Genomic DNA, 21,571 nt, shown 5'->3' on the forward strand with positions numbered 1-21,571 from the left:
TGAGATGGTACCCCCGAAGCCTGACGAAAGAGAAGTGAGGGGGAAAGCATGACCGACACGCCATCCTGCGGGGCTGCCATTCATTCATTTTGGCAACAGAGTGCTGCGCTGCCACTGTTGGGTGAGGCGGACGAATTGCTGGAAACTCTCCATGAGCGCCGGCAAGTGCTGCTTGACAAGGATCCTGATGCCGTCGATGCCGTTGCGCTCATCGATGTGGCCTTGGAGACACCGGTCATCAAACGCCTGCTTGCTGCCGTGTTCGAAACGTCGGACTATCTCAAGGACCTTATCCTGAAGGACCTCGCGAGCCTGTGTGTGATCTTGTCTGAAGATCCTGGCGAGCATCTTTCCATGCTCTGCACCAGAGCCATCAGCGAAGCTCAGGAAAACGAGGCTGCTGCGATGCGTCACCTGCGCCTTGTTAAGCAGGACGCCGCCCTGACCATAGCGCTTGCCGATCTGACGGGGCAATGGTCGGTCAAGCAGACAACCAACGCACTGACCGACATCGCTGATGCTACTTTGCGCGGCGCATTGCGATTTGCCCTGCGCGACTTTCATCGCCGCAAGAAAGTGACCCTAGCCAACCCGGACGATCCGGAGCTGGATTGCGGCTATGTCGCGCTGGCCATGGGAAAACATGGGGCTGGCGAGCTCAACTATTCCTCTGACATCGATCTCATCATTCTCTATGACAGCGAAAACAGCTGCTGCGAGGACAAGTGGGAGAAGAGCAAAACCTTTGTTCGCCTCACACGACAGGTCGTCAAGCTCATGCAAGAGCGCACATCGGACGGCTATGTCTTCCGCACAGATCTGCGACTGCGACCAGACCCCGGAGCAACGCCTCCGGCGGTCTCCGTGCTCGCGGCCTTGCAATATTACGAGAGCATGGGTCAGAACTGGGAACGGGCGGCGTTGATCAAGGCACGGGCCTGTGCCGGTGATATCAAGGTCGGTGTAGGATTTCTCAACGAGATTGTTCCCTTTATTTGGCGAAAGTATTTTGATTATGCAGCGTTAGCCGATGTGCATTCCATCAAGCGCCAGATCAATGCCCATAAAGGGCATGGCAAGATCGCCATCCATGGGCACAATGTAAAACTTGGGCGCGGTGGTATCCGGGAAATCGAGTTTTTCGTGCAGACCCAGCAGTTGATCGCGGGGGGGCGCAATCCGCAATTGCGTGGCCGGGAGACGCTTCCGATGCTGGCCGAACTGGTCGATCTTACATGGATCGAACCAGAAGCAAGAGACGAGCTTGGCAAGGCCTATGCCTTCTTGCGCAAGGTCGAGCACCGCATCCAGATGCAACGCGACGAACAGTCCCACACATTGCCTACCAGCGATGAAGGAATTGCAGAAATCGGGCGCATGATGGGCTACGAAGACGCCGAAGCGTTCAAGCGTGATTTGCGTCAATGGTTCGAATGCGTGCAGGACCATTATGTCAATCTCTTCAAAGAAGAACAGGAGCTTGGCGGCGAAAGTGGTGGCAACCTTGTCTTCACCGGGGAGGATGACGATCCTGACACGCTGGAGACCCTTGCTAAAATGGGATTTCAGAGACCTGCAGAAGTGACCAAAGCGATCCGCAGCTGGCATTTTGGGCGCTATCCGGCGACCCGATCAACCAAGGCGCGGGAACGGCTGACAGAGTTTACGCCCGATCTTCTCAAGGCTCTCAGCAAGACCGACAATGCCGATGCTGCGTTCAATGCCTTCAACAGCTTCCTTGCGGCATTGCCGTCCGGTGTTCAGGTCTTTTCCCTGCTGCGCAACAACCCGCAATTGCTTGAAATACTTGCCATTGTGCTCGGTGCTTCTCCTCGGCTTGCTCATATTGTTGCGCGGCGTCCACGTGTGATCGACGCGCTGCTGGATCCCGCTTTTCTCGGCGACATGCTGGAACGCGAAACGCTGGAAATGCAACTGGGTCGCAGTCTGGGTGAAGCAACCTGTTATGAGGACGCCCTCGATGCAGCCCGCATCTTCGGGCAGGAGCAGATGTTCCTTATCGGGGTGCGTATTCTGATGGGGTCCATTTCGGCCTCACAGGCCGGTGCCGCTTATGCCATGCTCGCCGGTGTGATCATTCGCTTCATGCTCGATTACAGCTGCGAAGAGCTAGAGCAGCGCCACGGCAAGCTTACCGGAGGCGCGGTTGTTGTGCTCGCTATGGGCAAGCTTGGTGGTGAGGAGATGACCGCCACGTCGGACCTCGACCTGATCCTCCTTTATGATCACGACGAGGACGCCAAGATGTCAGACGGTGAAAAACCTTTGGCTCCGACGCAATATTATGCCCGTCTGACCAAGCGGTTGATCACCGCTCTATCCGCCCCGACAGGGGAGGGCGATCTGTATGAGGTGGATTTCCGTCTCCGTCCTTCTGGTCATTCTGGACCGCTTGCAACATCCCTTCGGTCCTTCAAGCGCTACCATGCGACAGATTCATGGACGTGGGAGCATATGGCGCTTTCTCGGGCGCGGGTCATCGCGGGGGATGAAAAGCTGTCCACGAGGGTAAGGACTGAAATTCAGGCCGTCCTTGGTCGGGAGCGGGACGCTGACGCAATCAGGTCCGATGTAGCCAAGATGAGGGCGCGTATTGAGAAGGAAAAGGGCTCTTCGGACATATGGAACATCAAGCAAGTTGCGGGCGGTCTGGTTGATGTCGAGTTCATCGCGCAGGCACACCAACTGATCCACGGGCGTGCGCATCCAGAGATCCTGCATCCCAACACGGCAGAATGCTTGCGGCTCTGTGTCGAGCACGGCCTCATTGATCGCGGCGACGGTGAGATCCTTTTGCCAGCCATCAAGCTATATCATGATCTGACGCAAATTCTGCGGGTTTGCCTGTCCGGTGCGTTTGATCCTGCTGCCTCGGCAAAAGGCTTGCGTGACGTCGTGGTCGCGGCATCTGAGGACCCAACCATAGACCAGCTTCAGGTCCGTCTGAAAGACTATCAGGCTGAAGTGCGCGCTTGCTTTGAGCGCATAATCGGCCCGGTCAGCGGCTAGACTCTACCAGTTTTATGGCGTGGTGCCCGATTTATGGCGTGGTGGTGGAAGGGCATGGCTCGCCCCACAAAAATGCCCCGGACAAAATAGAAACCTTTGGGGTCCGGGGCGAGTTGCCAGCAATATGGAGGCGGCTGCTGTTGCCCATTGGGAACTGGTGTCCGCCTGAGCGCCTCCTCGGGAGAAGTCTGGATGTCGCCATCCTGAACAGTTGCAAACAAAACACCGGTAAGCACTAGAACGGCTATCTGTCGCAATTTACTTTTTAACTCTGCCTGCGATTCGCCCTTGTTACTTTGTGATTTATCAAACAAAGGTAATTAAGGCTAATCGTTTGCGTGCATTGGCAATTTGACGATTACAGTCGTGCCCTGACCAATCCGTGAGCGGATCTTCATCGTGCCACCGGAGAGCTGCACGATTGTCCGCGCAATGGCGAGGCCGAGGCCGGAACCCTTGTGGTTCTTGGTGAACTGGTTCTGCACCTGTTCAAATGGCTTGCCGATGCGGTTGAGCGCTGATTGCGGTATGCCAACGCCAGAATCCGTTATTGTCAGGACCGACCAGCCATCTCGTTCGTAGCCGTTCAGCGTCACATCACCGCCTTTGGGTGTGAATTTCACGGCATTGTCCAGAAGCTTGTGGAGCACCTGTTCTATGAGATGCGGATCGGCGAATGCCGCCATGGTCTCGGGCAGCTTCTCTTGTATCGTGAGCTCTCTTTCCGCTGCTAACTCACCCAGCCCTTCCTCTTTGATTGATGCAATGATGGATACCAGCTCCGTAGGTTCCGGTTTCACATCAAGTTCACCATCTTCAAGGCGTGACATGTCGAGAATGTCGTTGATGAGATGCAGCAAATACGAGCCACTGCGATGAATGTCTGAAGAATAGTCCCGATACTTGTCTGTCTTGTGTTTGCCAAAGATCTCCTGCTTCATGACTTCGGAGAAGCCGATGATCGCGTTGAGCGGCGTCCGGAACTCGTGAGAAATGTTGGCAAGGAACTGTGATTTTGCACGATTGGCTGCTTCGGCATTGTCTTTTTCCTTGGCGTATTTTTCAGTCAGCTCCACCAACTGCTGCGCCTGGGTCTCAAGGGTCTGGCGTGAGCGACGCAGATCGTCGACGCTTGCGATCAGTTCCTGTTCACTTTCGACCAGTCGTTGCTCCTGAACCTTCAATTTGGAAATATCGGTCCCAACAGAGACAAACCCTCCGTCGCGGGTGCGTCGCTCACTGATCTGTAGCCAGCGGCCATCCATGAGCTGAACCTTGTAGGTCCGAGCCTGATTGGGCCAATCGCTCTCCATCATCGTCTGCAGTGAAGGATCGAACGCAGCGTCATCTTCATCGACAGCAACAACTCGAGGCTCTCCATGGTCCATCAATTCGCTGTAGCTAAGGCCTGCAATCGCTTCATCATCGGCTATGTTATGCAGCTGCCTGTAAGGACGATTGCACAGGACCAGGCGGCTGTTCTTGTCCCATAGCACGAAGGCCTCGGGGATGGTGTCGACCGCGTCGCGCAGACGAATGTCCGCGAGCATCTGCTGTTCCTTGTTGGCGATCTGTTCGGTCACGTCCATGGCAACACCCATCAGATGCAGCCGGTTGTTGCGGCACTGCGTGAGTTCGCCACGCAAGTGGAACCAGACCCAATGCCCGGAGTCATGACGCAGGCGCAATTGGTGGTCCAGCATGATCTGACCGGAGCTCAGAAGCGAGTCTACATATTGCAGAAGATTGCTGTCTTCCGGGTGCAGACGGTTGTTGATGGTGGCAACACCGAGCAGGTCATCGCGTGGCTCCATGCCCAGCAGGTCATACATCGATTTTGACCAGTAGATATGCCCGCTCGCAAGGTCCCAGTCCCATAGACCCGATCGGGATCGTGCCAGAGACGTTTCCATGCGCCGGATTGTCGAAGCATAAATGCTGTCCGCTTCCTTGGCCCGGGCGCCTTGGCTGAAGAAGGCATAGACGACCAGCAGGATGACTGAACTCATCATAACGAAGATGATGACGTTGCCAGCCACGGCAGAGCGCCATTGCCGCATCATGTGAGCGGTGTCGCGGATGACGGTTACCGATCCGCGGCCGCCACCCAGGTGGTGTACGGTGGCGAGCGCTGAGATGTCATCTCCAAGAGTGATATCGAACACACCTGCGCTTGCGCCAAACGTCGACAGAGCCTGCGTTCTACCCAGCAAGTCAACCAGCGTCTTGCGCATGTCCTGTGCCGCGCGTGGAATTGAGGCGACGATCATGCCCGTGCTATCAGTCAGGTAAATCTGATAATTCTCGGCAAGGCCGAGCGACGGCAGAGCCGCGAATAGCCACTCCTGATAGATTAGCCTGCTTGGCGTTGTCTGGATGGTTGCTCGTTGCGTTGGCGTTTGTGTTGCTGAATTGTCTGCAGGAGATGTTGTCGATGAACCGGGCGGGATGACGGCCTTGGCCGGATTGCCGGTCGTGATGCGCGTGGCATTGTCCAGCCGTTGCTTCTCCACGCTCTGCGCAAAGGCGTTTAGCTTGCTACCGACCTTTTCGGTAACAAGCGCCGCCATTAGTTGGATTTCCTGTTTGATCGAACTTTCGATGTCAGCGCGCTCGGCCATCAATTCGGTGCCACGCCAAATGCCCACCAAGGCGATGAAGGTGAGAATGATGACGGGGATGATGCGTCTGAGCCATGGCTCTTCCCGAACGCGCTCAAAATAGGAGGGATCGGCGATCAGGCGAGCAGGGCCGGCGACGCCAGTGGCCGTGTCACCCTGTCTCGGTCCGAAAAAACCGAATCGTGCTCCCTTGGGCGCGCTGGCGACCTCGGCCTGCGTCATACCCTATCCCCTTGGTCTAGTGTTCAAAACTGTACCGGAGGTGTGCCGCATCTCCGAATACATACATTTGAATCAACTCGGGGTGATTTGTCTAGAGTCGACAAGGAATTTTTTGGTTAACGACAGATTAACAAGTCTCAGTTAGCTGTTAACGGATTTTGATTCTGTTAATGAATCGGCCGATTTCTCTATTGCAAGCAGCGATTGACGATATCCGCGACATCTTCCGACAGATTGGGCGTCTCGCCGATTCTGCGCAAATGCTCTTCCGCACTGGCCTGCCGAGGTGCTTCCAATGCCCGCCATGAGCGGAAATTGTTGGCAAGGCGTGCCGCTGTCTGCGGGTTTTTGGCATCAAGCGTTAGGATGATGTCAGCCACCAAGGCAAAGCCCTGACCGTCTGCGCGGTTAAACTGAATGGCATTGTTCATGGCAAACGATCCGATCAGCGATCGAACGCGATTGGGATTTGATATTGAGAATGACGGATGCTCCATCAACTGCTTCACCCGCTCTATAGTCCCGTCATGGGCTGTCGAGGCCTGCAAAGATAGCCATTTGTCGATGACAAGCGCATCATTGCGATAGCGGGCATGGAAGTCTTCCAGCATCTCTTCGGCAAGTTCCGATCCGTTGCGCGTCAATGCAGCAAGGGCTGCAAAGCGATCCGTCATGTTGGTAGCGTCATGATACTGCTTTGATGCCAGTTTGCTGCCGACACTCTTGTCACTGGCGATGATGAGGTTCAACAGCGCATTGCGAAGCGCACGGCGTCCTGCGCTCGCTGCGTCCACCGCAAATGCCCCCCGGTTCTCCAGCGATCCGTAGAGAGCGATGGCCTGATCGAAAAGGGAGTCCGCAAGCTCCTTGACCATCCCCTGTCTTGCCGCATGAATGGCATCGGGATCAACATCCTTGCCGATTTCTCTCGCAACATCCGCGTCGCTGGGCACTGTCGCAATCTGCGCTCTGAATGCATGCTCGAGGCTTTCGTCGGCAATCGTCTGCCCTATAGCTGAGAGCAGGCGCTTGTCCAGAGCATCCTTATGGGCATCCTGATCGCCGCGCCGTATCATATAAGTCCGGCGGATCAGATGATCCATCAGCACATACTGCGTGGCTTCCCAGCGATTGTAGGGATCGTCGTCATATTGCATCAGGCAAAGATGGTCTTCGCGCGTCAGATTGGTGCGCAAATGAACCGGAGCCGAGAAGCCGCGCAAGAGCGAGGGAACCGCCTCTTTCGTGACCCCTTCAAACAGAAATTTCTGCTGTCGTTCGCGAAGCTCCAACAAGTCGCATTGGCCATCACCAATGATCTCTCCCGTTTTTGCGTCACGCACCTTGGTGAAAGCTGCCGCGCTTCCATCGCGCGCGATGAGGCCGAAGCGGATCGGGATGTGCAGCACTTTCTTGTTCGGCTGTCCCGGAGTTGACATGCAGGACTGCTCGATGGCCAGTGACAATTGCTTCCGAATTGGATCATAGGCATAGGTGGCCACAAGATCAGGGGTGCCTGCCTGCTCATACCATAGGGCGAACTGAGACAGGTCAGCACCGGTCGCAACCTCGAACGAGGCGATAAAGTCTTCTATCGTCACAGCCTGACCATCATGACGCTGGAAATAGAGATCAAGCCCGGCCTTGAAACCAGACTGGCCAAGGATCACTTCGAGCATTCGGCAAAGCTCGGCACCCTTCTCATAAACTGTCGATGTGTAGAAGTTGTTGATTTCAGAGTAGGCCGTCGGTCTCACCGGATGCGCGAGCGGTCCACTGTCTTCAGGGAATTGACGCGCTCGCAATTGCCCCACATCCGAGATGCGTTTGACCGGACGTGACCGCATGTCGGACGAGAATTCCTGATCGCGATAGACCGTCAGGCCTTCCTTCAGGCACAGTTGGAACCAATCGCGACAAGTGATCCGGTTGCCTGTCCAGTTGTGGAAATACTCGTGCGCGATAACCGCTTCAATCAGGGCGTAATCGGTATCTGTTGCCGTGTCCGGTTTGGCCAGTACATATTTGTCATTGAAGATGTTAAGGCCTTTGTTCTCCATGGCGCCCATGTTGAAGTCCGAAACAGCGACGATCATGAAGATGTCAAGATCATACTCAAGTCCGAAAACCTCTTCGTCCCAGCGCATCGAGCGCTTTAGCGCATCCATGGCATAGGAGACACGGTCCTGTTTGCCGTGCTCGACATAGATGGCAAGGGTCACCTCCCGGCCTGACCGGGTCACAAACCGGTCCTCGACATGCGCAAGGTCGCCTGCGACCATTGCAAACAGATAGGACGGTTTGGGGTAGGGGTCCTGCCAAACGGCATAGTGCCATGCTTCGTCACTATCCACTCCGGCGGGGGTATCCATCGGCCCCTCTTCGATCAGATTGCCATTGGCAAGAAGTTTGGGAACGCTGACCGGTGCTTCGATGCGCACATCATAGCGGCAGAGCACGTCTGGGCGGTCATAGAAATAGGTGATGCGCCGGAAACCTTCCGCCTCGCACTGTGTGCAATAGGTGCCGTTGGAGCGGTAAAGGCCCATAAGCTGAGTGTTGGTATCAGGAGAAATCCGCGTGACCAGTTGCAGTGTGAAAGCACCTGCCGGGGGCGAAGACAGGCAGAAACCACGATCGGTTGTCTCAAAAGCCGAATTAGCCAGTGGTTCACCATCGAGGTGCGTGGACACCAGATCAAGCTCTTCTCCATCCAGATGGAGCGCCGTGCCTGCGAGTGTTTCAGGCCGTGGTGCAATGCTCAGGCATGCGGTGACCAGAGTAGCATTCGCCTCAAGGCGAAAGGTCAGGGACACATGGTCGATGGTGTAAGGGGTTTCCTGGTAGTCTTCCAACCGGACGATGCTTTTCGCTTCTTGCATTCTTTTTCTTCTCAACTGTTTTGGCTCAAATCCCCAAGTGAACCCTATCGGGGGCGGGGGCGAGTGTGCAAGCTAGATAGAAGGCTCACTTTTCAAGATTGTCTCCGGCATGATGGGGAGGCAAAGTGAAGGGAAGTCTTCAAATTCAGGATTTGCAAACTTTACAAGATTGCTGTGAATTGCCCTGTCCGCATTGCAGCCATGCGTGTTATACGTAAGGATAAGGCAATTGTCGAAACATTGGTCAAAATATGCATACGCTCAATGAAAAAGCTGTGCAATCTGAACAATGCTTGACTTGGACATCATTTGGAATTCGATAGCTCGAACGGGACGAACTGCCGACGATGCGGGTTGACGAAGAGTTTGCGATCAACCGGAGGGACGGCGCGCTGATGACACGTGTGGCGTTCGCAAATGCGACAGGATACGCCGATCTGTTCGATCCCCGTGTCGCTTTTCACGTTCAGACGATCCGAGTAGACGATGTCGTCCGCGAAGGACAATTCGCATCCCATCCCGATTGCATAGCGACGCACGGGCGAATGATAGCCCGCTCCGAGTTTGGTCACGCTTGTCGCGATACATAAATATCGCAATCCGTCAGGCATTTCAGCGGTTTGAACGAGAAAACGCCCGGGAGCCTCAAAGGCTTCGTGGACATTCCATAAAGGGCAGGCCCCACCAAAACGGGCAAACTGAAAGCGGGTTGCGGAATGCCGCTTGGTAACGTTACCCGCCCGATCTACACGCAGGAAATAGAAGGGAATTCCGCGCGCGCCGGGGCGCTGCATGCTGGACAGACGGTGCCCCACCTGTTCCGCTGAAGCCCCGAAGTGATGACGTATGCGGTCAATGTCGTGGCGGGTTTCGCGGGCAATTTCCAGAAACCGACGATAGGGAAGGGTTATGGCTCCCGCGAAATAGTTGGCCAGACCGATCCGCCCGATCGCCTCGGCGGCTTCGGAGCGTAAGCCCGCCTTTGCCAAATGACTTTCGATCAGATCGCCATATTCCATGATGGCAATCTGGTGAGCCATAAGAAAGCACAGCGAAGATGCGTCCTGCGCGGCATTGAGGCTAAGTATCCGGCTTTCCTTGTCAAATTGCCGCATGATCTGATCATCGGCAGGGTGCTCGGTGAAGCGGATTCGGACATTGTGGCGCTGCTCCAGATAGTCTTGTAGCTGGGTCAGGCGATTGCCATCAAGCATGCCGTGACGACGGGCGAGGTCTTCCGCTGCCTGATCCAGCTCGTCGATATAATTGTCATGATAATGGAAATAGTCGCGCACTTCCTCATAGGGCAACATGGCTCGTTCTTCGGTTTCCATGTTATGTGCGGACAGGGCGTCATCGAGCACCATGAGGCGTTCATTGGCGCGTCTATGCGCTTGATGCAGCGTGAGAAACGCCTGCGTAAGCCAGGGAGAATTGGAGGCCGCCATTTTCAGCTCTTGCAATCCCGGAGACGTATCCCGAAACAGCGGATCGGCCAGAGCTTCCTTGAGATCGGCCAGAATTCTGCTGGTATCTGCCGATGCAAGGTCGCTCAGTGAGAGATTGAATTGGTGACTGAGGGCGAGCAGGACAGGCGCAGTCAAAGGGCGCTGATTGTTTTCGATCTGATTGAGATAGGACGTTGAAATTCCGATCCGGTCGGCGAAACCGGATTGGGTGAGGCCGTTGTTTTCGCGCAATGTGCGCACCTTTGGACCGACGAAAAGCTTCTCTGCCAAGGTGACCCTCCGAAAGTTTGCAAGATTTGCAATTTGCAAAAAAATGTTTGCAAAAACATTCGCAAATTAGCTCAATAAAATCAAGCCGTTCATTGACAATCTTGCAGGGCTGGCATCATATGCGACCAGCTATTGGCCAAAAGGCTAGTGTCGGGGGACATAGTTGAAGATTCCTGAGGCGACGAGTTCATTCCGCCTCTCCCTTTCTGCCAAAGAGTGTGGAAAGGAATGGCGCAAACCATGACATGTGTCAAAGGCGAACCGCCAGTTGTGAGGGTACAGTGGAGCTAAACCTAGGAATTTTACTGAGACTTTTTAGCAGGCGGATCGAGAAGGCCTGAGCTGCTCCCATGCTTGGCGTACGATCCAGGACTGCATTTGGAGAGTTACTCTCCAGTTGGGAAAATAGGAGGGATAAGCATGCTATTGCTGGATGAAGTCGGTGGTGAGTTGCGACGTGGAACGAGCTTTCAGGCTGAACAGAACGCCCAAGGGACCGTGAACTATCGTACGGTTGTCCTTGCCGAGCCGCACCCGATTTTTACCGAATGCCTTCTCAATATGCTCGGCATAAAGCGAGAATACACCCCGGTGCTTGATTGCGTCGGCCTTGACCAGTTGCTCAGTGCAGCGCCCGATCGCGAGGATACCTTGCTGGTGCTGAATCTGGAATCGACCGGAAGTCGCGGTGCCGCTGCCCTCAACGACGTACGCAAGAACTACAAATACGCCCGGCTGATCCTGATCTGCAATGAGGCCGATGAAGGGCTGGCACATTATGCACTCGGCAACGGCGCTGACTGGGTTGTCTTCAAAACCGCATCCGTTTCGAAATTGCGCGCGGTTTCGCGCCGCATTTGCTCCGGCATTGCAGATGAAGCTGCCATCGAAGAATGTGAAGCCATTCTGGAGCGTTCAACACTCTACTCCAAACTGGCCAACCTCACTCCCAAGCAAATGACCATCCTGCGCTACTTACGCGAAGGTTTGCTGAACAAGCAGATTGCCTACGAGCTGGGTCTGACCGAGGCGACGGTCAAGCATCACATTTCACTCATTCTCAAAAAGCTCAATTGCTACCGCCGAACACAGGCCGTTGCTATTGCAAACCGGATGATGTGATCTCCCGAATGACTGGGTGGAGAAGAGGAAAAGGGGCGTGTTCGGCACGCTCCTTTTTTTGTCTGCTGCCCTAGAAGCGCTTGTGGGTGAAACCCTTACGTGTGCAACTGACTGCACAAAATTGCGTCGGCGTGGTGAAAATTCATGCTGGATGATAGGGCTTGAATTGACCGTGCAACCTTAAAGTGCTTTGTGAATTTACGCTTGAGTAAGCTTCCTCTCCAAGACTGAGGTTCAATTTTTAAGAACTTCCCCCGGAGAGATGAAATGCATATTCTTCCCAAGAGATTGTCCACGAAAATTCCGGTCATCATGATTGCATCGGTGTCGTTGCTGGTTGCGACCTTGGTTTTTCTGTCTGCCTGGATGGGCGGCAAGACTTCGATTAGCCTGACTGAAACAGCCCTGCGCAACGCTGCCGAAGGGCGCACCAGCACAGTTACTCTCTACATGAACCAGCTCAATGCCAAGATGCGCGATATGGCCTCTCACACCGTGATGGTCGATGCGGCAACGGAATTGTTTGGCGGCTGGAATGTGCTGAAAAGCGACGCGCCAGACATCTTGCGTGCCACGTTCATCGAGAAAAATCCCAACACGGAAGACGAGCGATACAAGCTGCTCAGGAGTTCGGAAGACACCAAAATCTATTATGAGAAAGTCCATGCAAAGCACCAGGAGCGCATTCAGGCGCTTCTCTCGAGCGGTCTCTTTCGCGATGTGCTGATGGTCGGCAAAAGTGGCGATATCTTCTACAGCTACCGCAAAGGTGGAGAATTCGGCCGAAATTTCGCAACAGATGATGTCCTAAACCCCGAGCTTCAGGTTCAGATCGAACCGTTGATCAAGGCGGCCAATGACAATCCCAAGGATCCTGTCAGCATTCAGGGGTTCACGGGCTTTGTAAATGTCGATGGCCGTGTGTCTGCCTATATGGTCACTCCGATCCTGAAGTGGAACAAGATCATTGGGGCGGTCGCCTTCGAGGTCGAGACCGGAAAGCTCGCTGAGATTGTGGCGAATCGCTCCGGACTGGGCGAGACCGGCAAGCTACAGGTGATATCGGCCAATCTTGAAGAAATCGATCTTGCTCGGAACACGATCAGCAGTCTGGAAGGCTCTCAGCTCGATATCGCAACGTCGGCCCTGAAGGGAAGCGTCGCATCCGGTGATGTTGCCGTGCACGGCGAGGACTATCGTGCCATCGCAGTACCGATGAGTGTGATGGGCACATCCTGGGCTGTGGTTGCCTTGCAGTCTTATGATGAATTGATGGCACCGGCCAACGCACTGACGCGAAACTTGCTTATCGCGGGTTCGTTGCTTCTGGTGATTCTTGGTGGCTTCGGCGCCTATTTCGTTCGCCGCGCGATTGCACCACTGCAAACACTCAACAATGGTGTGATGGAGATTGCAAAAGAAAACTACTCGGTGAATTTGCCCGATCATGAACGTGAGGATGAAATCGGCGAGCTGAGCCGTTCGGTCGCGGTCTTGCGCAACAGTGCACTTGAGCGCCAGCGCTTGGAAGAGCAAGGCAAGGTTCAGCAGAAGCAGCAGATTGAGCGTCAAGTGGCTGTCGAAGCCATGATTGAGCGCTTCCGTGTCGCATCTTCGGGGTTGCTTGACCATGTGTCGGACAATATGGACAGGATGAAAGGCACGGCCCAACTGCTTTCAACGATTGCCGAGACGACGGCGGACAAGGCCAATACATCGGCCCACGCGTCGGAAGAAGCGTCAAGCAACGTTCAGACGGTGGCGACTGCCGCCGAAGAGCTCTCTTCTTCCATTGAGGAGATCAAGCGTCAGGTAGGCGAAACCTCTGGTGTCGTCGAGCAGGCGACCGAGGCAACCCAGCGCACCACGGAAACAATCTCCGGCCTGTCATCCTCGGCTCAGAAAGTCGGTGATGTCGTCTCGCTCATCAAGGCAATCGCCGAACAGACCAATCTGCTCGCACTCAATGCGACAATCGAGGCGGCGCGTGCTGGCGAGCACGGACGGGGGTTTGCTGTGGTTGCAGCCGAGGTCAAGGAACTGGCAACCCAGACCTCCAATGCAACAGAAGACATCGCGAGCCAGATCCAGAATATTCAGGGTGCCACCCAACTGGCGGTTCAGGCCATTCAGGACATCACAGAAACGATGGATCGGGTCAATGAGTACACCCACACCATCAGTCATGCCGTCAACGAGCAGGGTGTGGCTACCTTTGAAATCAGCCACAATGTTGCACAGGCTGCTTCGGGAACCAAAGCTGTGGCAGGCAACATGGCTGAGCTATCTGCTTCAGTCGCCGAAACCACCCAATCTGTGGCGCAGGTTGATCAGAGCTCTCAGGATGTCGCGAACCAGACAATGCAATTGCGTGAAGAGGTCGATGATTTCCTAAAGAGCGTGGCAAATGCCTAGCCAGCAATCGCGCATCGGCGGTAACGCCAAGCAATGAAGGGCCCGAAAGGGCTCTTTTTTTGTTCGTGTAAAAGGCCCGTGTGCCGTTTCTCTGGCACCTGCTCGATAAGAAGATAGGGATAAATGCGTAAACAGACGAGCTGCCTGCAAGATAATGCGAAAATCTACTATTGGGACCGTTCAAAATCCTACGATGTTTACCAATCATAAAATGCTTGTCCTCGATAATTCATGCAACTTTGAGGAGGTTCGAGGATTAGTATGCAAATTCTGCCAAAGCGTCTGTCGACCAAGATTCCACTCTTGATGGTTTTGTCTGTTGTTGTGATGGTCGCGCTGTTCGTGTCCGTTGCATCCTGGATTGGTGGCAACACATCTGTAGCATTGACTGAAACCGCTTTGCTCAATGGAGCCAAGGGCCGGACCAGTACCGCTTCCGTCTATATGGATCAGTTTCAGAAAAAACTGATGTCGCTCGTTTCACACACGACTGTCGCCAACGCCAGCACGGAGTTGCAGAGTGGTTGGAAGTCGCTGAAAGACGAGGCCGCTTCGACCGTTCGGCGGCTCTATATCGACGAGAATGAAAATTCAAAAAAAGACCGCTACAAGCTGGCGGACGCATCGGACGAAACCATCCTTTATGTGAGAGCTCATGGCAAGCATCAGCAGTTGATTGGGGAACTTCTGGAAGGCAGTTCATTCCGCGATCTCATCGCCTTCGATAAAGAAGGATATGCTTACTATTCCTACCTCAAGGGCGATGAGCTGACACATAACATTGCGGACAAAGGCGGCATGAATCCCAAACTCGCTGCAGCTGCCGCGCCGATTGTAGCGATCGCCAAGGATGATCCCAAAGCAGAATTCTCGGGCTTCAATTTTACCGGATTTGTTGAGGTGGATGGCCGCATCACCGGGTACATGGTCGCTCCGATGAAGAAATGGGGGCTGACCCTTGGCGCCGTGGCGCTTGAAATGGACACAACAAAGCTTGCCGCTCTGATGAGCGACAAGACGGGCTTGGGTGAAACGGGATCCGTTCAGCTTATTTCTTCCGACAACAAGGTGATCAACTTCAGGGATCAAACGGTCTCCGAACTGCCGGCTTCGATGGCAAATCTTGCCAACTCTGCGCTCTCTGGAAAGGTCGCCGCGGATGATGTCTTTGTTGACGACAAAGAGTATCGTGCGATTGCCGTTCCGATGAACGTTTTGGGTACCAATTGGGCCATCATCGCCGAGCAGTCTTATGATGAGTTGCTCGGACCATCCAGCGAGTTGACCAACAGTTTGCTTCTTCTTGGTCTCGTGATGTTGCTCGTGATGGGCGGTATCGGCTTCTGGTTTGTTCGTTCCTCTCTTATGCCTCTGAGCAAATTGAACCAGAGTGTTATGGAAATCGCCCAGCAGAACTATGCAGTTGATCTTCCTGATCAGACCCGTGAGGATGAAGTGGGCGAATTGAGCCGCTCTGTTGAAGTCTTGCGCAACAACGCGCTCGAGCGCCATCGTCTTGAGGATCAGAGTCACGAAGAGCAGGAAGCGCGCGCACGTCGTCAAACTGCGATTGAAACGATGATCGAGCAGTTCCGCACGGCGTCAACCGAGTTACTGAACAACGTCGCCAGCAACATGGACAACATGCAGAGCACGGCGAAACTTCTCTCCGACATTGCGGAGCAAACCGAAGCCAAGGCCGGTACGTCAGCTACAGCATCCGAAGATGCCTCTCATAATGTCCAGACGGTGGCTTCTGCTGCTGAGGAACTTTCGTCCTCAATCGAAGAAATCAAGCGGCAGGTCGAGGAGACCACTCAGGTCGTCCACAAGGCAACCGAGGCGACACGGCATACCACCGACACGGTGTCAGGTTTGTCTCATTCAGCGCAGAAGATTGGCGATGTGATTTCTCTCATCCAGGCGATTGCCGAACAAACCAACCTTCTGGCACTGAACGCTACCATTGAGGCTGCCCGTGCAGGCGAGCACGGCAAGGGCTTTGCGGTGGTTGCTGCCGAGGTCAAGGAACTTGCCAACCAGACGTCGAAGGCAACCGAAGAAATTTCGAGCCAAATTCAGGGCATTCAGGGAGCGACTGACGAAGCGGTTCATGCCATTCAGGACATCGCCGACACCATGGAACGGGTCAATGAATATACCCGCTCCATCAGTCACGCAATTGATGAGCAAGGCTCCGCGACCTACGAAATCAGCCGCAACGTTGCTCAGGCAGCGAATGGCACGCAGCAGGTGGCTGGCAACATGTCCGACCTTTCCGCTTCAGTGGCAGAGACCAGCCAGTCTGTTGATCAGGTCGAACAGAATTCTCTCGACGTGGCCAACCAGACAAATCAGCTTCGCAGTGAAGTCGACACCTTCCTGAGAAACGTGGCCTCGGCCTGATATTAAAACGCAGGTGCCGATAAAGAAAAGCAGGGCCATTGGGTCCTGCTTTTTTGTGCTCTATGCTCTATGTGTGCAAGGCATCTGGCCGAAAGATGTGCGGCGGTAGAATGTCTCTTGCCCGGGGCAGGGAAATGGGGTAAACCGAAACCATGACATTATTTGTATCAAACAACACTGGTTGGTGGTGGCAGACGCAATAACGGCGGCTGACCCTCTTCGTGTATTTGATGCAATCAGAATAGAGACCAAGCCGTCGGATTTCCGGCGGCTTTTGTGTATCTGGCAGTCATATGTGCAAGGTCCGTCGGATGAAGGTGGCAGCAGATTAGGAAAGGCATGGAAAGGGCATACGCTTCTTTCCATATCAACGAGGTAAAGATGAGCAACGAGACATTTGATCCTGAGAGCGCCAAGATCGATTTCATTCCCGATCAGGACTACATCACCGAAGGTGGAATTGAAGTGATCCGCCTTGCGGGAAGGGACGATTTCCATACGGCTCTGCGAGACTGCATGACCCGGCTGGATAGTGAACGAGGCGTGGTACTGTCTTCAAACTATGAGTATCCCGGTCGCTACACGCGCTGGGAACTGGGGTTTGCCAATCCGCCGCTCGCCATCACTGCGTGCGGCCGATCCGTCACGCTCGAAGCGCTGAATGATCGTGGTGTGGTGTTGATCCCGGCACTTCACAAGACGCTGAAGGATTTGTTTGTCCTCAAGAGCTACGAGGCGAGCGAAACCAGCATCTCACTGGAGGTCAATGAACCCGATGGTTTGATCACCGAGGAAGAGCGCAGTCGCGTACCCAGTGTTTTCTCGATCGTGCGCGAGATCGTCGGTCTGTTCAAATCCGGTCAGGACAGCATTCTGGGGCTCTATGGGGCCTTCGGTTACGATCTGGCGTTCCAGTTCGATTCCATCGAAATGCATCTCCAGCGGCCTGACGACCAGCGCGATATGGTGCTCTATCTTCCCGATGAGATTATTGTCGTCGATCTCTATGCCGAAGAGGCGACACGCTATCGCTATGACTTTGCCTTCGAGGGCAACACAACCGAAGGCATGGAGCGGGAGACGACGAGCGAGCCTTTTGTTCAGACAGATCGCAATGCTCCTGCCGGGGATCACAAGAAGGGCGAGTATGCGGATGTCGCCCGCAAAGCGGTCGATTATTTCAAGCGCGGCGATCTCTTCGAGTGTGTCCCCGGTCAGACCTTTTACGAGCCCGTCAAATGTAAACCGTCTTTGATTTCTCGCCGTCTGCAGAAGACGAATCCGTCCCCTTACGGCTTCATGATCAACCTTGGGAAACAGGAATATCTGATTGGCGCAAGCCCTGAAATGTTCGTCAAGGTCAGCGACGGCAATCTGGTCGAGACCTGCCCGATTTCGGGGACAATCAAGCGCGGCAATGATCCGATTGAGGACAGCGAACAGATCCTCACCCTGCTCAATTCCAAAAAGGACGAGAGTGAATTGACCATGTGTTCGGACGTCGACCGAAACGATAAGAGCCGTGTCTGCGTACCCGGTTCTGTTCGCGTCAAGGGGCGGCGTCAGATTGAACTCTACTCGCGTCTCATTCACACGGTCGACCACATCGAGGGCCGTCTGCGCGAAGGTCTCGATGCCATGGATGCCTTCCTGTCCCACGCATGGGCAGTGACGGTGACCGGTGCCCCCAAACTCTGGGCGATGGAATTCATCGAGCAGCATGAACGCTCGCCGCGTGCATGGTACGGGGGAGCCATTGGCGCTATCGGTTTTGATGGTAACATGAACACCGGCCTGACGCTCCGCACCGTTCGCATCAAGGATGGTATTGCCGAGGTGCGCGCTGGCGCCACTTTGCTTTATGACTCCGATCCGGTTGCCGAAGAAGAAGAAACCGAATTGAAGGCGTCCGCGATGCTGTCTGCGATCCGGGATGCCGCCAAAGAAGAAAAAGTCACTGAAAGTGTGAAGAAGAAGCTGTCCGGCGAAGGTTTGAAAATCCTGCTCGTTGATCACCAGGACAGCTTTGTGCACACGTTGGCAAACTATTTCCGCCAGACCGGAGCTGAAGTCGTCACGGTGCGGACGCCTGTGGCAGATGCGCTTTTCGATCAGGTTCAACCCGATCTGATGGTCATGTCTCCCGGACCGGGAACGCCCCAACATTTCGATACCAAAACCACCATCGCCAAGGCGCGTGAACGCGACATCGCGATCTTTGGTGTCTGTCTGGGATTGCAGTCGCTTGCCGAGGCTTTTGGCGGCTCCCTGCGCCAGCTGCATGTTCCGATGCACGGCAAGCCGTCGCGCATCCGCTTGCAGAAGGGAATGCTGTTCAAAGGCTTGCCCAACCAGATTGTGGTGGGGCGCTATCACTCCCTGTTTGCTGATCCCACGACGCTGCCTGACGAATTCGATGTTACGGCGGACGCTGAAGATGGTGTGATCATGGCGATTGAACATCGCACGTTGCCCATCTCCGCGGTGCAGTTCCATCCCGAATCCATCATGACGCTTGGCGGCAATGCCGGGATGACCATCATCGAGAATGTCATAGCCTCCACCAAGGCGGCAAAAACCAAAAAATCATGACATCCGGGCTCGGAACATGGGGCATAAGTCCTTGCGCTCCGAGCCTTTTCCCCACTCGTGCACGGTGAATCCGCTGTTCGGTTTCGACGAGCGCGACAAGCGTGCATTTTGCCGCTAACATATGCCAAATTTACAAATTCCGGCTGAACAGAAGCAGCCTGGCCCTACCGCGAAGCGGCGGCAAGCAGTCAAAGACTGCTCCGAACGAGCGGAAGAGGTGCGTCCCTGAACGGGAGATGCACATAATCAGGAATAGGAAGACATATGACAGAGGTCTGGACAATCTCATCACTCAGGCAGGCGCTCGTCAATGGCGACATCTCTTCGGTCGATCTGGTGAGCGCTGCCTTCAATGAAATCGAGCGCGAAGAAGGGGAGGGGGCCCGCTCCTTCATCCGCACCTTCAAGAATGAAGCCATCACCCAGGCCGCTGCATCGGACGCACTGCGCAAGATGAATGTCCCGCAAGGACCGCTTGCTGGTATACCCCTTTCGATCAAGGATCTGTTCGATATCAAGGGCCAGCCGACTACAGCCGGGTCCAAGGCCGTGGCTGAGAATGCTGAACCAGCCAAAGAGGACGCCGTCATTATCGCGCGTCTGCGTGCAGCTGGTGCCATTTTCCTCGGTCACACCAACATGACAGAGTTTGCCTATTCCGGCCTTGGTATCAATCCGCACTATGGAACGCCGCTCAATCGCTGGGATCGACTGATCGGTCGTGTTCCGGGAGGGTCGTCCTCTGGGGCCGCAATTTCGGTTGTTGAGAAGATGGCTGTCGCGGCGATCGGCTCCGACACGGGTGGTTCGGTCCGCATTCCTGCTGCGTTCAACCGGCTTTACGGCTTTAAGCCCAGCTATGGGCGCCATTCCCTGAAGGGTGTTTTCGGTCTGGCGCGTTCGCTTGATACGGCTGGGCCGATTGCCAACTCGCTGCAGTGTTGCCGGATTCTTGATCATGTGATGGCAGGGTTGCCGGTGCCTGAATCGGACGTGAGGCCAATCGCGGGGCTGCGTTTTGGCATTCTTGAGACCATCGCGCTGGACGGTCTGGAGGTGGAGGTTGCTGCGGGTTTTGTTCGCGCACTGGAAGCCATCTCCAAAGCTGGCGCGCGTCTTGAGAGGATCAAGGTTGACGCAATTCATCGCTTTACGGATATCGCCCAACTCGGTGGTTTGGTCGGGGGCGAAGCCCATCATGGCCTTCGCGGCTTTCTGGCCAAAAATGCTCAGGCAGTGGATCCACGCGTGGCCAGCAGAGTCGCGGCCGCATCGACCATTTCGGCCGCCGACTATATCGAGATGCTCGATCTTCAAAAGGACATGCAAGAGCGCACCCATTTTGCGACGCGAAACTATGATGCGATTCTGATGCCAACGGTCGCCATGATCCCACCTGAAATCAAGCCATTGCTGGCTTCCGATGACGTGTATCGTGATGCGAACATCAAGTCCTTGCGCAACACATCGATCGGCAACGTTTTGGGACGCCCGTGCGCGACTATCCCGATTGGAGCTGCGGATTCGGCGCCCATCGGCCTGATGGTCATGGGGGAAATGCAGGCCGATGATAAGGTTCTTAACATTGCCGAGGCGATTGATGAGACTCTGAAGGCTTGACGGAACATGGTGTGCAATCAATGTGCTTTTTCTTTGGGTAGGAGAAAAGTATAATAGCCACGCTTGCCTAAATAGAATACACGCTGCTTCACCTGCTGGAAAGTTAGGCAAACTCTCGTGTTCTGGGTTCTTTGATTTGTGAATCAGTTGTGTTCGACACAAGGCGAAGACGTCATATCGATCTAAAATTTCGCATTTGAGATGTTTATCCACAAGATAAAATGCTGGCTACCATCCTGTGAAATAGGGCGTCTGCGAAACAATAGTGCTCGGATGTGGGAGGAAAAACCATTTATACCCAAGGATATGAGATTGAGTGATCCAAAGTTGCTTTTCTGGTGGTCGGTACTTTTATGCATAAACGTAAGAGTTGCGCACAGCAGCAATACGCTTGCGTAACGCCATCATCTCCTTTAACCATCCGCCATCTGTTGTATGGGAATGTTCCTACATGGATAAGACAGATCGAGAACTGCTGAATTTGTTGCAACGTGATGGCCGACGGCCGAGTGCAGATCTTGCAAAGGAAATCGGGCTTTCAGTCTCCGCCACAAATGAACGAGTCCGAAAGTTGCTAGACACAGGCCTTGTAAGGACCGTAGAGGCAGTCGTCGATCCTGTCCGGTCAGGCTTTGGAGTTACGGCTTTCGTGTTTGTCGATCTGGACTATTCATCCAGCGAGGATGTTTTTGTTTCAAAGGTTGCTGCGTGTAGTGAAATTCTCGAAGTGCATCATGTAACCGGGACGCATTCTTATCTGTTGAAAGTGCGGGAGCGCACCAACGAAGCTTTGAATGCCTTCATGAATAGGTCGATAAAGTGCATTCCGGGTGTTCGATCGACCGAAACGCTGATCGCCTTAAGTACACAAAAGGAAACCTTGAATTTGCCTCTCTAGCCGCCGGCGAAGATCGGTTGGTGG

10 protein-coding genes are annotated in these 21,571 nt (G+C 54.4%); 7 read left to right on the plus strand and 3 right to left on the minus strand.

Annotation, left to right across the window (positions count from 1 at the left end; all coding sequences use genetic code 11):
- Positions 1–48: 48 nt before the first annotated feature.
- Positions 49–3,030, plus strand: a complete 2,982-nt coding sequence (locus tag CPH65_RS15415) for a bifunctional [glutamine synthetase] adenylyltransferase/[glutamine synthetase]-adenylyl-L-tyrosine phosphorylase (RefSeq protein ID WP_096174697.1) — start codon at positions 49–51, stop codon at positions 3,028–3,030.
- Between the two features lie 326 nt (positions 3,031–3,356).
- On the opposite strand, the gene CPH65_RS15420 is transcribed toward CPH65_RS15415, so the two are convergent.
- The 3 genes from CPH65_RS15420 to CPH65_RS15430 all read right to left on the minus strand — a co-directional run bounded on the left by CPH65_RS15420 (position 3,357) and on the right by CPH65_RS15430 (position 10,494).
- A complete protein-coding gene (locus CPH65_RS15420; protein ID WP_096174698.1) occupies positions 3,357–5,873 on the minus strand; it encodes a PAS domain-containing sensor histidine kinase in 2,517 nt (838 codons plus the stop codon).
- 188 nt (positions 5,874–6,061) lie between these two features.
- Positions 6,062–8,755, minus strand: coding sequence for an aminopeptidase N (gene pepN, locus CPH65_RS15425; RefSeq protein WP_096174699.1), 2,694 nt, complete (start codon positions 8,753–8,755; stop codon positions 6,062–6,064).
- Positions 8,756–9,060: 305 nt separating this feature from the next.
- A complete protein-coding gene (locus tag CPH65_RS15430) occupies positions 9,061–10,494 on the minus strand; it encodes a short-chain fatty acyl-CoA regulator family protein (protein WP_096176443.1) in 1,434 nt (477 codons plus the stop codon).
- 420 nt (positions 10,495–10,914) lie between these two features.
- On the opposite strand from CPH65_RS15430, the gene CPH65_RS15435 reads away from it, so the two are divergent.
- The 6 genes from CPH65_RS15435 (at position 10,915) to CPH65_RS15460 (ending at position 21,547) form a co-directional block, all read left to right on the plus strand.
- Positions 10,915–11,616 (plus strand): response regulator transcription factor, encoded by a 702-nt coding sequence (locus CPH65_RS15435; RefSeq protein ID WP_244574424.1) that lies wholly within the window; start codon positions 10,915–10,917, stop codon positions 11,614–11,616.
- A 267-nt stretch (positions 11,617–11,883) separates the two neighbouring features.
- Positions 11,884–14,031, plus strand: coding sequence for a methyl-accepting chemotaxis protein (locus CPH65_RS15440; protein ID WP_096174700.1), 2,148 nt, complete (start codon positions 11,884–11,886; stop codon positions 14,029–14,031).
- 261 nt (positions 14,032–14,292) lie between these two features.
- The gene (locus CPH65_RS15445; RefSeq protein ID WP_096174701.1) at positions 14,293–16,437 is read left to right on the plus strand and encodes a methyl-accepting chemotaxis protein; all 2,145 of its coding nucleotides are present in this window, start codon (positions 14,293–14,295) and stop codon (positions 16,435–16,437) included.
- A 381-nt stretch (positions 16,438–16,818) separates the two neighbouring features.
- Positions 16,819–19,029: an anthranilate synthase component I gene (locus CPH65_RS15450; RefSeq protein WP_096176445.1), complete on the plus strand. Its 2,211-nt coding sequence runs from the start codon at positions 16,819–16,821 to the stop codon at positions 19,027–19,029.
- Positions 19,030–19,293: 264 nt separating this feature from the next.
- Positions 19,294–20,649: an amidase gene (locus CPH65_RS15455; RefSeq protein ID WP_096174702.1), complete on the plus strand. Its 1,356-nt coding sequence runs from the start codon at positions 19,294–19,296 to the stop codon at positions 20,647–20,649.
- Between the two features lie 451 nt (positions 20,650–21,100).
- Positions 21,101–21,547 (plus strand): Lrp/AsnC family transcriptional regulator, encoded by a 447-nt coding sequence (locus CPH65_RS15460; protein WP_096174703.1) that lies wholly within the window; start codon positions 21,101–21,103, stop codon positions 21,545–21,547.
- The last annotated feature ends 24 nt before the right edge of the window (positions 21,548–21,571 follow it).

Origin of the sequence: Cohaesibacter sp. ES.047, assembly GCF_900215505.1 — a bacterium.
Lineage (GTDB): Bacteria > Pseudomonadota > Alphaproteobacteria > Rhizobiales > Cohaesibacteraceae > Cohaesibacter.

What these genes read in the sequence shown, in the direction of transcription:
- CPH65_RS15450 (WP_096176445.1), top strand. Translation starts at nt 16,819, where the DNA reads ATGAGCAACGAGACATTTGATCCTGAGAGCGCCAAGATCGATTTCATT.
- CPH65_RS15420 (WP_096174698.1), bottom strand. Translation starts at nt 5,873, where the DNA reads ATGACGCAGGCCGAGGTCGCCAGCGCGCCCAAGGGAGCACGATTCGGT.
- pepN (WP_096174699.1), bottom strand. Translation starts at nt 8,755, where the DNA reads ATGCAAGAAGCGAAAAGCATCGTCCGGTTGGAAGACTACCAGGAAACC.
- CPH65_RS15445 (WP_096174701.1), top strand. Translation starts at nt 14,293, where the DNA reads ATGCAAATTCTGCCAAAGCGTCTGTCGACCAAGATTCCACTCTTGATG.
- CPH65_RS15415 (WP_096174697.1), top strand. Translation starts at nt 49, where the DNA reads ATGACCGACACGCCATCCTGCGGGGCTGCCATTCATTCATTTTGGCAA.
- CPH65_RS15435 (WP_244574424.1), top strand. Translation starts at nt 10,915, where the DNA reads ATGCTATTGCTGGATGAAGTCGGTGGTGAGTTGCGACGTGGAACGAGC.
- CPH65_RS15440 (WP_096174700.1), top strand. Translation starts at nt 11,884, where the DNA reads ATGCATATTCTTCCCAAGAGATTGTCCACGAAAATTCCGGTCATCATG.
- CPH65_RS15455 (WP_096174702.1), top strand. Translation starts at nt 19,294, where the DNA reads ATGACAGAGGTCTGGACAATCTCATCACTCAGGCAGGCGCTCGTCAAT.
- CPH65_RS15460 (WP_096174703.1), top strand. Translation starts at nt 21,101, where the DNA reads ATGGATAAGACAGATCGAGAACTGCTGAATTTGTTGCAACGTGATGGC.